The sequence below is a fragment of the Streptomyces sp. NPDC002680 genome (assembly GCF_042889145.1).
Lineage (GTDB): Bacteria > Actinomycetota > Actinomycetes > Streptomycetales > Streptomycetaceae > Streptomyces > Streptomyces adonidis.
In genome coordinates this window covers 316,486-329,659 of the sequence record NZ_JBIAQP010000008.1, presented here as the reverse complement: position 1 = coordinate 329,659, position 13,174 = coordinate 316,486, and the positions used below count along the sequence as shown (strand labels likewise).

General features: G+C 72.3%; 12 protein-coding genes. 7 read left to right on the top strand and 5 right to left on the bottom strand.

Going from position 1 to position 13,174, the window contains the following annotated elements; genetic code table 11:
* Positions 1-70 precede the first annotated feature (70 nt).
* The 4 genes from ACFYXF_RS22845 to ACFYXF_RS22830 are packed head-to-tail and all read left to right on the top strand — an operon-like array spanning position 71 to position 6,133.
* Positions 71-886, top strand: coding sequence for a hypothetical protein (locus ACFYXF_RS22845; RefSeq protein WP_389351766.1), 816 nt, complete (start codon positions 71-73; stop codon positions 884-886).
* 2 nt (positions 887-888) lie between these two features.
* Complete coding sequence (locus tag ACFYXF_RS22840) at positions 889-5,262, top strand: CHAT domain-containing protein (protein WP_389351764.1); 4,374 nt, start codon at positions 889-891, stop codon at positions 5,260-5,262.
* Positions 5,263-5,300: 38 nt separating this feature from the next.
* On the top strand, positions 5,301-5,465 hold the full coding sequence (locus ACFYXF_RS22835) for a hypothetical protein (RefSeq protein WP_369033036.1): 165 nt from the start codon (positions 5,301-5,303) through the stop codon (positions 5,463-5,465).
* Positions 5,462-6,133, top strand: a complete 672-nt coding sequence (locus ACFYXF_RS22830; RefSeq protein WP_389351761.1) for a hypothetical protein — start codon at positions 5,462-5,464, stop codon at positions 6,131-6,133. The genes ACFYXF_RS22835 and ACFYXF_RS22830 overlap by 4 nt, the downstream gene beginning before the upstream one ends.
* Before the next feature lie 186 nt (positions 6,134-6,319).
* Here the strand turns inward: ACFYXF_RS22830 and ACFYXF_RS22825 are convergent, their stop codons facing one another.
* Entirely contained in the window at positions 6,320-7,180 is an 861-nt protein-coding gene (locus ACFYXF_RS22825) for an alpha/beta fold hydrolase (protein WP_389351759.1), read from the bottom strand.
* Positions 7,181-7,711: 531 nt separating this feature from the next.
* Positions 7,712-8,404: a metal-dependent transcriptional regulator gene (locus ACFYXF_RS22820; protein WP_235477446.1), complete on the bottom strand. Its 693-nt coding sequence runs from the start codon at positions 8,402-8,404 to the stop codon at positions 7,712-7,714.
* Between the two features lie 282 nt (positions 8,405-8,686).
* Here ACFYXF_RS22820 and ACFYXF_RS22815 point away from each other — a divergent pair, with 282 nt between their 5' ends.
* On the top strand, positions 8,687-9,442 hold the full coding sequence (locus ACFYXF_RS22815) for an SIS domain-containing protein (RefSeq protein WP_389351757.1): 756 nt from the start codon (positions 8,687-8,689) through the stop codon (positions 9,440-9,442).
* A gap of 40 nt (positions 9,443-9,482) precedes the next feature.
* Here ACFYXF_RS22815 and ACFYXF_RS22810 read toward each other — a convergent pair whose 3' ends face one another.
* Together ACFYXF_RS22810 and ACFYXF_RS22805 are read right to left on the bottom strand one after the other, a co-directional pair.
* Positions 9,483-10,931, bottom strand: coding sequence for a PAS domain-containing protein (locus tag ACFYXF_RS22810; protein WP_389351755.1), 1,449 nt, complete (start codon positions 10,929-10,931; stop codon positions 9,483-9,485).
* 218 nt (positions 10,932-11,149) lie between these two features.
* Positions 11,150-11,614, bottom strand: a complete 465-nt coding sequence (locus ACFYXF_RS22805) for a GNAT family N-acetyltransferase (protein WP_389351753.1) — start codon at positions 11,612-11,614, stop codon at positions 11,150-11,152.
* Positions 11,615-11,684: 70 nt separating this feature from the next.
* Here ACFYXF_RS22805 and ACFYXF_RS22800 point away from each other — a divergent pair, with 70 nt between their 5' ends.
* Both ACFYXF_RS22800 and ACFYXF_RS22795 read left to right on the top strand, forming a co-directional pair.
* Positions 11,685-12,125: a GNAT family N-acetyltransferase gene (locus ACFYXF_RS22800; RefSeq protein ID WP_389351752.1), complete on the top strand. Its 441-nt coding sequence runs from the start codon at positions 11,685-11,687 to the stop codon at positions 12,123-12,125.
* Positions 12,122-12,715, top strand: a complete 594-nt coding sequence (locus ACFYXF_RS22795) for a YrhB domain-containing protein (RefSeq protein WP_389351750.1) — start codon at positions 12,122-12,124, stop codon at positions 12,713-12,715. The genes ACFYXF_RS22800 and ACFYXF_RS22795 overlap by 4 nt, the downstream gene beginning before the upstream one ends.
* Here ACFYXF_RS22795 and ACFYXF_RS22790 read toward each other — a convergent pair.
* Positions 12,705-13,112: a RidA family protein gene (locus ACFYXF_RS22790; RefSeq protein ID WP_389351748.1), complete on the bottom strand. Its 408-nt coding sequence runs from the start codon at positions 13,110-13,112 to the stop codon at positions 12,705-12,707. The two genes, ACFYXF_RS22795 and ACFYXF_RS22790, sit on opposite strands and share 11 nt — an antisense overlap.
* Positions 13,113-13,174 lie beyond the last annotated feature (62 nt).

Here is a 13,174-nt window from a genome sequence, read left to right as displayed (position 1 = left end):
CCGCAGACGAACAACGACCGACACAGCCCCGCCCAACCAGCGGAGCGCGAGAGCAGGGGGGAGCCTGCGCATGGCCAAATGGTTCGGCAGATCCAAGTCCAGGGGCAACGACAAGGCCGGGGACGCGGCGGAGTCCGAGCACCTCGAACCCCTCGGTGTCTCCGACGACCTGCGGCTGGCGTACGGCCGTACCGGCGACCCGAAGCTGCTGCGCGGCTCGATGCAGGCCGCCGAACTGGCCGTGGAGGTCTACCCGGTCACCGACGTCCGCCACGCCGCCGCCCTCTCCTCCCTGTGCATGCTGCACCGGCTGAGCTGGGAACGCGACCACGGCACCGCCGATCTGGTCAAGGCCATCGACTACGGCCGCCAGGCCGTCGACAAGTCCCCGCCCGGCGACCCGGAACTCTCCCGGCACATGTCCTCCCTGGCCACCGCCCTCCAGGAGGCCTACGACAGGACGGAGGACGAGGAGTCCATCGACGAGGCCATCGCCCTGTACCGCGGCTGCCTGGACCTCATGCCGAAGGGCGGCAGCGCCGCGCAGGTCGAGCAGCGCGTCGGCCAGGTGTCGAACCTCGCCAACTCCCTGCTCCGCAAAGGGCGTAAGAGCCGGGACGGCGACACCCTGGACGAGGCCGTCCAACACGCCCGCGCCGCCCTGCGCGACACCCCGGACGACCATCCGATGCACGCGGTGCGTCTCGTCAACCTAGGCGGAGTCCTCCTCGGGCTCGTCCAGACCGGCCATCCGGAACACATCGCCGAGGCCGAGGACATGTACACGCAGGGCCTGCGCGAACTCCCGGCCGGCCACCCCGCGCACGACGGCGTGCGGCAGACGCTCGCCATGATCCTGGGGCTGCGCGTCCAGTTCGGGATCTGACAGTGCCGGATCAGCCTTCCCTGGTCGAACTGACGCTGCTCGTCGAGGACTTCGCCGGGCCGGACCACTGGCGGTGGGTGCTGGTGGCGCCGGACGGCGAGGTCCTCGCCCGGCACGAGGTCCGCCTGGACCCGACCGGCCCCCTGTACGAGGCCTTCCTCGACCTGCCCGGACATCTGCGTCGGCACGCGCCCCCGGACGTACGGGCCGCGCGGGAACGGGAGATCGTCCGGGAGGTCGGTGCGTGGATCGGCGCCGAGGTCCTCGGGCCGGTCGCGCCCGCGCTGCTCGCGGCGGCCCCGGCGGTGGTACGGGTCGTCGTGCCGACGGACGTACCGGGCGCGCGGCGCCTGATGTCCGTACCCCTGGAGCTGGCGCACGCGGACGGGCGGCCACTGGCAGTCCAGGACGTGACCCTCGTGACGCAGTGGGGTGCGGGGCGCGCGGCTGAGGAGCGTGACGGCGGTCCGGTGCGGGTGCTGGCGCTGTTCAGTCTGCCCGAGGGCAGTCGGGCGCTGAACCTGCGGCGCGAACGGCTGGCGCTGACACGGCTGTTCACGGAGGCGGCGGACGCCGGGCGCGCGGTGGAGGTGCACACGCTTCAGTACGGGGTGACGCGCGAGCGGCTGCGTGCCGTACTGGCGCGGCCGGCCGGCTGGGACCTCGTGCATGTCTCCGGCCACGGCAGCCCCGGCGAACTCCTCCTGGAGACCGACGCCGGGCGCCCCGACCGGGTCCGTGCGCCCGAACTCGTCGACCTCCTCGCCGCCGCCCGGGACGTCTCCCTCGTCACCCTGTCGGCGTGCTGGTCGGCGGCGGCCCCGGAGCCGGTCGAGGCTTCCGGCGGCTCCGGGGAACCCGTCGTCGGGACTGTCGCCGGGGACCTGGTCGAGCGGCTCGGGTGCGCGGTGCTGGCCATGCGGTACCCGGTGGAGGACGGCTTCGCGACCGCCCTCGCCGAGCGTCTCTACCGTCAACTGGTCGTCGAGGGACGGGTGTTGCCCCGGGCGCTGGCGGAGGTGCTGGGTGAGCTGTCGGGGGAGGCGGACGGGGTACCCGGCTCCGCGCTCCGGGCGGCGACTCCGGCGCTGTTCGGGGCGCGGGCGGTGGGGCTGAGGCTGGGTGCGCCTACGGGGTCGGCGGAGCCGGCGGCGACAGGGCTGGCTCCGGGTGCGCCGACGGGGCCGGCGCCGGGTGCGCCGATGGGGCCGACTCCGGGTGCGCCGACCGGTGGCGCGGATGGCTCCGGCCGGGATGTCTCCAGCCCCGGCGCCTCCGGTCAGGACCCGCCGGGCCAGGACTCCCCCCGCCAAAGTGCCTCCGGTCAGAATTTCCCCGGCCGGGATGTCTCCGCCACCCAACTCCCGCCCGTGCCCGAGCACTTCGTCGGCCGCGTCGCCCTCCTCTCCCGCGCCGGGGCCGCACTGGCCCCCCGCAGCGGGCTCGGCGGAGTGTTGCTGCACGGTATGCCCGGGGCCGGAAAGACCGCGTGTGCACAGGAGTTGGTCGCGACGCACGCGCACGCCTTCGAGCGGACCGTCTGGTTCACGGCACCCCAGGAGCAGGACCACGACCAGTACGAGGAGGCGGTGCTCGCCTCCTTCGCGCTGGCCCTGGAACAGGCGGTGCCCGGACTGCGCTGTCTGCATCTCCTGGAGACGGCCGACGGGTCGGCGGCGGAGTTCGTGGCCGCCGTCTCCTCGCGGCTGGAGCGGGAGCGCGTACTGCTGGTCATCGACGGCATCGACACCCTGCTGACCCCCGACAGGGCCTGGCGGGACGGGCGTTGGGGAGATCTGGTCGGTGCGCTGACCGGGCAGGCCGGGGCCGGGAGGCTGATTCTGTGCGGGCGGGTGCGGCCGGTCGGGCTGGGGCCGCTCGTACGGACCGAACCGGTCGACCTGCTGACCCCCGACGAGGCCCTGCTGCTCGCCCGCGAACTCCCCCACCTGGCCCGCCTGATCGACGGACAGCTCCCCGGCACGACACCCTCGGCCGCCCGCCGACTCGCCACCGGCCTCCTCGAACTGGCCGGTGGCCACCCGAAGTTGCTGGAGCTGGCCGACGCCCAGGCGGCCGATCCGGCACGCCTGGAACGGCTGCTGGCCGCCGGAAACCGGGCGGCGGAGGCATCCGGCGACGACGAGCATCTGCGCGTACTGCGTGCCTGGTCCGACGGTGTCGCCGCCGAACTCGCCCCCGCCGACCGGGACTTGTTCCACGTCCTGTGCTGCCTCGACGAGAACGACCGCAACCAGGTGGCCGTGGACCACAACTGGCCCGACCTGCGCGCTCAACTGGGCCATCCGGACACACCGGTTGACGCGGCCCTGCGGACCCTGGTGGCCCACGGGCTGCTCACGCCACGCCCCGGACAGTCGTACGAGATCCAGGCCGCCGTAGCCGCCGAGGGGCGGGCGCGGGCCGGTGCGCGGGTCCGGGAGCTGGTCGACACACGGTTGTCGGGATACTGGCTGCGGGTGTTCGAGATGGCGTGGACCCGCGAGGGCACCGACGCCGAGGGCGCCCAGCTGGCCGGGCCACTGCTGACGCTCGCCGCGCTGTCCGCAGCGCCCTATCTGATCCGGCTGCGGCAGGAGTCGTCCGCCGCGACGCTGCTGGAGGCCGTGCTGCGCCGGGACACCTCGGCCCCGACGAGGGCCCGCGTGCTGCCCCTGCTGCGCAGGATCGCGACCCGCGCCGCGTCCGCGCCGGGCACCGGGGTCGTACCGCCGACGGACGCGCTCGCGCGGATACTCGGCGAGATCGACCCGGCCGCCGCCGAACGCCACGAACGAGCCGCCCTGGCCTCTGCGTTGGCCCGCGGCGACCACTCCGCCGCCGCCTCCGCGACCAGCGGCCTGGTCGACCTCTGCGTACGCACCGGACGCCTGACCGAGGCACTCGCCCTCGCCGAACAGGGCGCCGAACACGCCCGGTTGGCCGGCCTGGGCACCTGGACGACCCTCCTGTACGAGGTCCAGCGGCTGCACGTCCTGTCGCAGACCGACCGGGCGGGCGAGGCCCTCGCCGAGGCCGACGCACTGCACCGGCGGATGCGTGACGTGCCCCGAACACGCGGACCCCGGGAGGGAGTCGACTGGTGGGAGGTCTGGGAGGAGCTGTGCGACACCGGGCAGCGCGCCGCGACCGAGGCCGGGGAGTGGCGGCGGGCACTGGAGTACGCCGACGACCTGAGCGCCTCCAAGCGGGCGCGCGGCGCACCGGTCACCGACCTCGCGGCGGCCCGGCAGCCCGCGTACATGCCGTTGCTGCGCCTGGGCCGTACGGAGGACGCGCTGCGGCTGCTGGAGGAGTGCCGGCAGGTCTTCGAGGACGCCGGGGACGTTCTCTCCCTGGGTGAGGTGTTCGGGGCGCTCGCCAATGTGGCGGACGTGCGCGGACACGGCGAGGTGGCGATCGCGCGGGAGCGGGACAGTCTGCGGTACGCGTACCGGGCGGGCGTTCCGCCGGTCGTCGCCGTCGGGCACGCCAACCTGGGCACGTATCTGCACGGCCACGCGCGGGACGCGGCGGGCGCGGTCGCCCACCATCTCGCGGCGGCGCTGCTCGCCACGCTCAGCGGGGGCGGCCGGACGATGAACGCGGCGCAGTCCCTCGCGGCCGACCTCCAGGAGTTCGGGGCGGATGGCGTGGCTCAACTGCCCTCTGGGGTCGAGGAGTTGTGCGCGCGGGTGGCCGAGGTGCCCGGGGTGGCCCTGGACCGGCTGCTGGCCGGTCTGGACCCCGGTCTCGTCCGGGCCCGGGAGGCGCTCGACGCGCTGGTGCGGGAGGCGAAGGAGGGGGTGACGGGGGCCGATCGGCTCGGCTCTGTGCAGGCGGCGGCCTGGGGCATGCTCTGGGAGCCGGTGCTCGCGGCGCTGGTGGCCGCCGAGCGGCGCAACACGGCGGCGAAGGTGAAGCTGCGCCAGCACCTCGCCCAACTCGCCGCGATGAACGCCATGTTCGAGCCGCTGGCCGACGTACTGGGCCGGATCCAGGGCGGTGAACGCGGCCCCGGTGTGCTCTTCGGCCTGGGGCCCCTCGACGCCCCGGTGGCACGGCGCGCCCTCGACGCGCTGGCCGGCCGGGTGACCGTACCCGTCGAACTGTGGACGGTGATGTATCTCGGCATCGCCCTCGGCAGCTTCGTCTCCACAGCCCTCGGCGTGGCAGGCACCGACGAGGTGACCCGCGAGAACCTGGACGGATTCGCCGCGGATCCGCTGCTGGCGCCGATGGCCGCGATCCTGGAACAGATCCTGGCCGGCGAACGCGACCCCCGGCTGGCCACCGGCCTGCAACAGCCCACCCAGCGGGCGGCGGTCGCGGCGGTGCTGCACTACCTCAACGACGCGGAGGGGGCGTCCCGTTGACCCGCCGTCGGGGTGCTGTGGCCTGGGATACTGCGCGTATGGCGGACGCCCCGAAGATCAACGACGTACGGCTCGGCGACAACGGCGTGCTGGAGTTCTACGACGGCACGGCGTGGGTCGTGTACCCGGACGTGCCGGACGACGACGGGCCGCCCCAGGCCCTCACCAAGGACTCCCCCGTGGACGAGGACCGTCCGAGGTGACCACCGAGCCGCCCCCGTCCTCCCCCTCGTCGGACCCGGGTATGGTCACCCCCTTCGACGCCCTCCCCTCCCCCCTCGACGCCGTGCCCGAACTGCGGGCCGCCGCACGGTGGATGATCGCCTCGTTCGGCGTCGTGGGGGCCGCGCTCGTCGGCGGGGGCCCGCTGGTGGCCGTCGGGAAGGTGCACGGGCTCGGCGAGGCACTGGTCGCGGGCGGCGCGCTGCTCGTCGCGCTCACCGGGGTGTGCCTCGCCGTCTGGCAGGTCAGCCGGGTGCTCGTACCGCCGATCACCACCGCCGCCACCCTCGACACCCCGGCGGCACGCGGCCTGCGCGAGCTGATCGACGCCTCCCCGGCCGACTTCTTCGGCTCCGCCGCCACCGGCGTGGACGACCTCCTGCGCCACCGGGCCGTAGCCGTGAACATCCACCGCGCCCTCACCGCCGAGACCGACCCCGCCCGCCGGGAACACCTGCGCCGCCACCTGACCCGCGCAAAGACCAACATCACCCGCACGGACCCCTTCGTACGCTGGCTCCTCGCCATGACCCACGTCTGGCAGATCCGCGTGACCTTCCAGGAGGCCCGCCGCTGGTGCGTACTGGCGGTGGCCTTGGTCGCGACGGGGGCGGTGGCGTTCCTGACGGTCACGGGCGGGGGCAGCTGAGCCCGCCCCGACGGGCGGGGGGCAGCTGAGCCTGTTCGTGGGTGGCGGTGGCTGATCCCGTCCCAACGGGCGGCAGTGGCTGAGCCCGTTTGTGGGTGGCGCGAAGCGCCCTCACAAGGGGCGCGGGGAACTGCGCGACCAGCCCCCACCGGCCCGCGGGCAAAGAACCGCCCACCCAGCAAACCCCTAGCGAGTCAGCACGCCGTCCAAGAACGGCTCAATAGCCGCGCGCCACGCATCAGGCTGGTCATAGTGCACGATATGCCCCGCATCAGCCACCTCCGCATACTCCCCCCGAGGCAGCACACGAACCATCTCCTGCGCCTCCGCCCGCCCCAACTCCCCATCCAGCCCCCGCACCACAAGCGCCGGACACTGAACCTGCGTCAACTCCTCCCAGTGCGCGTCGAACACCCACGTCTCCCGGGACTTGAGCATCTGCTCCGGCTCGAAGACAGGACGCCAGCCGTCGGCGGACTCCTGCATCACCTCGGCGTAGAACTCCCCACGCGACGGAGTCGGCCGCTCCACCCAGGGATCGTCCTCGCCGAACCACTTGCGTACGTCGGCGAGCGTCGCGAAGGGCACCGGCCACGCCTTGAACCAGTCCTCCCACTCACGCTGGGAGGCCCCGCCGAGCGCCGAGGCCCGCATGTCGCAGATGACCAGGGCCCGCACCAGGTCGGGACGTTTCGCGGCGAGCTGCCAGGCCGTCAGGGCGCCCATGGCGTGGCCGATGAGGACGACCGGGCCGAGTCCGAGCTGCTCGATCGCCGCCTCGGCGTCCTCGACGTACGCCTCGCGGGTGTAGATGTCACCGGGCGGCCGGTCGCTCTGGCCGTGGCCGCGCTGGTCGAGCGCGACGGCCCGATGCCGCTCGCCCAGCCAGCGGGCGGCGGACGCCCAGTGCGAGGCACGGCCCATGAGCCCGTGCAGTAACAGCACTCCGGGTGCCCGGTCGGGCTCGCCGGTCTTGGGAGGGTCGGCGAACTCCCATGCGGCAAGGCGCACACCGCCCGCTCCGGTCACGTCGATACGCCGCGCCACAGTTCCTGGCACCCCCCTAGCTATCGAAGTTTCCTCTGCCTGGTTCCTCTACCGCCACAGATTATCGAATGGCTATTCGAAAATGCGGTCTCCGGCCGCAACACCCCTCGATCGAGTGACCACGCTCCAGGAATGATCCGCGCGGCCGAGGGGAGATCTTCTGCGGGAGGCGGACCGCTCGGGGAAAGCGGTCCGTAGGGGATGACCCTGGGAGCTCGGGGCTCCGGGTCAGCACAGGGGAGGACAGGCCCCGGCGCCACTTGGCGCCGGGGCCCTCTTCACGTCCGCGGCACATCCTCACGCTCCCCCTCCCCCGCCGGGCGGCACCGCTGCCGCGCCCGGCCAAGAGCCCTCAAGTCATATGCCTCTCGCGACAGCGTGGCACGCGAAGCGTCCGAGCGCTGCGATTCCGCACACTGAATCTTGGATTGGCGCCCCGGAGCGGCACGGACCCCGGGACGCGGCAAGTTCCCCCTCGGTCACAGCGGTTGCGATCACAGAAGTTGCTCGCGGGAGCGACGGCGCCCCGGATCAGCGCTTCGCCACGAACACGTGCGAGGCGACCTCCGCCTCCAGCTCGGCCGCCTCGCCGCCACTGCCGACCAGCACACCGCCGGCCGCCTCCGTCACGCTCACCACCGAACCGGGCTGCACACCCGCCCGGCGCAGCGTGTACATCAGCTGCGCGTCCGTCTGGATGGGCTCGCCGATCCGGCGTACGACGACCGTCTTGCCGTCGACGCCCGGGTCGAGGTCGGCCAGCGAGACCATGCCCTCGTCCAGGAACGGGTCCGCGCCGTCCTTCTCGCCCAGCTCCTCCAGGCCCGGGATCGGGTTGCCGTACGGCGACTCGGTGGGGTGGCGCAGCAGTTCGAGGACGCGGCGCTCCACGGCCTCGCTCATCACGTGCTCCCAGCGACACGCCTCCGCGTGGACCTGCTCCCACTCCAGGCCGATCACATCGACGAGCAGGCACTCCGCGAGGCGGTGCTTGCGCATGACGCGGGTGGCGAGGCGGCGGCCCTCGTCCGTCAGCTCCAGATGCCGGTCGCTGGCGACCGCGACCAGACCGTCGCGCTCCATCCGGGCCACGGTCTGGCTGACCGTCGGGCCGCTCTGGTCCAGCCGCTCGGCGATCCGGGCGCGCATGGGGACCACACCTTCCTCCTCCAGCTCAAGGATGGTGCGGAGATACATCTCCGTCGTATCGATCAGTCCGGACATTCGTGCCCCTTGATGAGATGTGCCGGAGGCTCGACGGCTCCGGCGCGTGCGCTGGCCCTGGCTTCAATTCTGACGCATACCACTGACAACCGTGCCGTCGCGGTGAAACCACACGGTTACGGATCCCCGTGGCCGGGTAGACAGTGCGTTTCACCGAGGGTACGGGGGCGGCGGCGACAACGGCGGACGGCCGTGTTGACAGGGCAGTGGTCCAGACCTCACGGTGATCGGCGACACGGACCGCCAGACGACCGTCAGGCCGATCTCCCGAAGGGTTCCCCGATGAGCGACAGCGAGTTGGCCGGACAGTTCCTCGACGCCGCGATCGGCCTGCTGAAGCGGGTGCGCGACGAGGAGGCGGAGGCCGTGACGGCCGCCGGCACGCTCATCGCCGACACCGTGGCCGCCGGGGGCCGCCTGTTCGCCTTCGGCGCCGGGCACTCCTCGCTCGCCGCGCAGGACGTCGTCTACCGCGCGGGCGGCCTCGCCCTGATGAACCTGCTGGCGGTGCCCGGTGTCGTCGGCGTCGACGTCATGCCGGCCACCCTGGGCTCCGCCCTGGAGCGCGTCGAGGGCCTGGCCACGACCGTCCTGGACACCTCACCGCTGCGCGAGGGCGACGTACTCGTGATCATCTCCCTCTCCGGCCGCAACACCCTCCCGGTGGAAATGGCGCTGCACGCGCGTGCCCTCGGCGTGCGGGTCATCGGCGTGACCTCGGTGGCGTACGCGACGGAGACGACGCCCCGCAACGCCTCGGGCACGTTCCTCAAGGACCACTGCGACGTCGTACTGGACTCGAAGATCGCCCCCGGCGACGCCGTACTCACCCTCGACAGCGTCCCGGCGCCCTTCGCGCCCGCGTCCACGGTGGTCACGTCGGCGGTGCTCCAGTCGGTCATGGCGACGGCGGCGGGCATCCTGGCCGACCGGGGCATCGAGCCCCCGCTGCTGCGCTCGGGCAACGTGGACGGCGGCCACGACTGGAACGCCCGCATCCTGAAGCAGTACGGCGACCGGATCTTCTACGAGCGCTGAGCCGAGCCACTGGTCATGCAGCGCTGAACCGAGCCCCTGGTCAGGTGTTGAGGCCGGCCAGATCCAGGGCCGCCGCTATCCGTACGGCCACGTCCTCCGCGTACACGGCGTCCGTACGTTCGAACTGGGTCCGTCCGCCGCCGCGCAGGAACGTCACGACGCCCAGGGTGCGGCCCCGGCTGCGCAGTACCGCGCACAGTGCGTGGACCGTGTCCGGCGGCCAGCGGCGCTGTACGGCCCACGCGCGGGCCTGCTCGACGCCGTACGACCCGGCGCTCGCCCGCACCGACCCGGCCCGCTCCACGCACTGCACGGCCGGGTGCGAGTCGCCGTAACGCAGCGGCAGTCCGGCGTGGCCGGCGAGGACGCTGGGCCCGGGGGCCCCGGACGGCGTCGCGGCGGCGCGGACCAGCCGTACGGGCCCCTCGCCGTCACCCGACGAGCCGTCGGCCGCCGTACCGCCGATGACGGCGATCCGGTCGATGAGCGCGTGGTCGGCGAAGCCGGCGAGAGAGAAGTCCAGGTGGACGGTCGCGGCCTCGGCGGGGTCCTCGCACTCGGCGGCGGCCCGCGCGGCGCGGTGCAGCTGGTTCGTACGGAACCGCAGCTGGGCCGCCTCCTGCTCGGTCGTCTTGGCCTCGGTGATGTCCTGGAACAGCCAGCCCACCCCGAGCGGAACCGGTTCTTCGGTGAGCGGCGAGGCCAGCCGCAGGAACCCGCTCCGCCAGCAGCGCCGCTTCTCACCCTCGGGCGTCCGTACGGTCACCCACATCTCGGCGGGCGCGGGCGGCGCGCCCTCGGCGAGGACATGCGTCAGCGCGCTCTCCAGCTCCTCGACGCCCTGCGCGAGCAGCTCGCCGAGGGGCCGTCCGAGTACGGCCGTACGCCCGATGCCGAGCGCGCGAGCGGCGTGCGAGTTGACGACGGCGGGCCGCAGATCGGCGTCGACGAGCACGACCCCCCAACTGGCGTCCTCGAAGAGAGCCTCACTCAACGCGATGGACCGCTCAAGATCTATCTGCGCGTGCACCTCGCTGAAGGCGCAGTACAGCCCGGCGGGCTTGCCGTCGGGCCCGCGCACGGCGGCGGACTGCGTACGCACGAGCACCCGCCCCCCGTCTTTGGTCAGCAGCGCGAACTCGTGCACCTGACGCCCAGGGGCGTGCATCGCGGACAGCAGTCGCCCCTCGATGTCCTCGGCGTCGGCGCTGCGCACGGCCCATCCGGCGAACCCGTGCCGCCCGACGGCCTCCTCCGCGGTCCAGCCGAGAATCCGCTCGGCCTCCCGGTTCCAGTGGGTGACGACGCCGTCGGCGTCGAAGGCGCACAGGGCGGCGTCCATGCCGTCGAGAAGGGCGGCGAGCAGGTCGGAGCCACCACCGTCGGAACCCACCGGGCCGTCCGAACCCACCGGGCTGTCCGGGCCGGCCCTCTCGGGCTCGTCCGGCCCCAGCTCGTCGGTGGTCCCACTACGCCGGGAAGCACTCACCTGGACCCCCTGCAGGCTGCGTCCGCACGTACTGCGCGACGGTTCGCTCACTCACCATCATTCAACTCGAACGTGACGCAGCACACATCACGTTCCCCCAAGATTGAAGGAAATCGTTGTACGGCGGAAATTCGCCGTAGTTCGCCGTAGTCCGGGAACAAGCCCCTCTTGCCCCTCCTGCCCCCGGACCAAACCGACCGTCCGGAATGCCCACGCATTCAGGCCCCCGTGCCGGACAGCCGCAGATCGACCCAGAGGTCGCTCTCCCCGTCCAGCACATACCGCTCGACCTCCACGAACCCGCGCTTGAGCGCGAAGGAGAGCCCGTCGTGGTTGGCGGCGAGTACGACGGTCTCGATCGCCCCGGCCCCGAGCTCTCGCGCGAGCGCGAGCCCGCGCACGTACATCTCCGTCCCGAACCCGCACCGCCGAAAACCGGGCAGCACGCGCGCGATGACGGTGGAGACGGCCGGATCACTGTCCAGGGCGGGCGGCCGAACGGTGGAACACCCCACCAGGGTGTCGTCGAGATACGCGACTTCCAGCCGATTGCGCCCACTGCGCACCCGCACCTCGTCGAGGGACAGGGCGGCGGGCGGAACGATCAGGTTATGGACGTACTGCCAGTCGCGGAGAGCAGTCTCGTCGGCGTCATCAACGGGGACGATACGAAGATCAGACACGACGCCAGAAAATCGCACACCCGGGCGACCGTCAACGGGATTCGGGCACCATCGCGGTAGCGTGCCGATCATGGCGGACTGGGACATACGACCGGCGTCGGCATCGGACATCGAGCCGATAGCGGAACTGCGGGCGGTGGTGATGCGGCCGGATCTGGAACGACTCGGCCGGTACGACGACCACCGCGTCCGGCAGCGCTTCCGGGACGGGTTCGACGCGGCTCACACCTGGGTGATCGAGGTGACCGGCGAGTTCGCGGGCTGCGTGGCCCTGCGCCCGGCCGAGGACGCCCACTGGCTGGAGCACTTCTATCTGGACCCACGCTTCCAGGGCACGGGCATCGGCTCGGGTGTGGTGCGCGAGCTGCTGGAGCGCTGCGACGGCGAGGGTGCCCTGGTCCGGTTGAACGTGCTCCAGGGGAGCCCGGCTCGACGGCTGTATGAGCGGTACGGGTTCGTGGTGGAGGGTGAGGACGCGGTGGATGTGTTCATGGGGCGCGAGCGGACATGACGGGCGATGAGGACGGCTCACGCGTGATCAGACGCGAGGCGGCGGTGCGTATCGTCGAGGAGGAGCTGGAACACGAGCGTCAGAGGTGGTCGGCGCTGGGCGTGGATCCGGTACGCGTGGTGGTGACGGGTGTCAAGGAGCATGAGCTGGTGTGGCTCGTCTCCTCCCAGTCCGAGGAGTACGTACGCACCGGGGATTCCAGCGCGATGCTGGTCGGCAGCGGCCCGTACCTCGTCGACCGCGTCGACGGAGGGCTGCACGTGATCGGGTCCGCCGCCATGGCGGCCGGGGAGTGGGAGACGGACTACCGCATCCGCATCCGAGGCCTGACCGTCCGTACAGCCGTGGACGACCTGCACGACGAACTACGCGAACTCGCCGCCGCACGCGGGCGCGTGCACGCGGTACGCGCCCTGCGGCGGAGGCTGCCGGTGCTGTCCCCGGCGCGGGCCCTCACGTACGTGACCGGATTGCTGGACGACGATCTGCCGGCCGACCTGGAGGCCCTAGCCGTCGAGCAACTCGTCGTCCCCATCAACCCGGTGCTCGGCGTGAAGACCATCCGCCCGGGCAAGCCCCTCAGTCGATGACCGCGGTGGCCTCGATCTCGACCAGGTGGTCGGGGATGTCGAGTGCCGCCACGCCGATCATCGTGACCGGCGGGACCGCAGTGACGCCCAGCCTCTTTGCCGCCCGGGAGACGCCCTCCAGGAGCGTGGGCATCTTGTCGGGGGTCCAGTCGACGACGTAGAACTTCAGCTTCGCCACGTCGTCGAACGAGGCGCCGGCCTCGGCCAGGGCGGTGCCGACGTTGACGTAGCACTGCTCGACCTGCGCGGCGAGGTCGCCCTCGCCGACGGTGACGCCGTCGGCGTCCCAGGAGACCTGCCCGGAGACGAAGACCAGCTTCGATCCGGTCGCGACGGACACCTGCCGGTAGACGTCGATCTTGGGCAGTCCTTCGGGGTTCAGCAGGGTGATGGCCATGTGCCTGTCCGCCTTCCTACTTCCTTGGCTCTCTTGTGGTTACTCAGGAACCATAGGAGAGT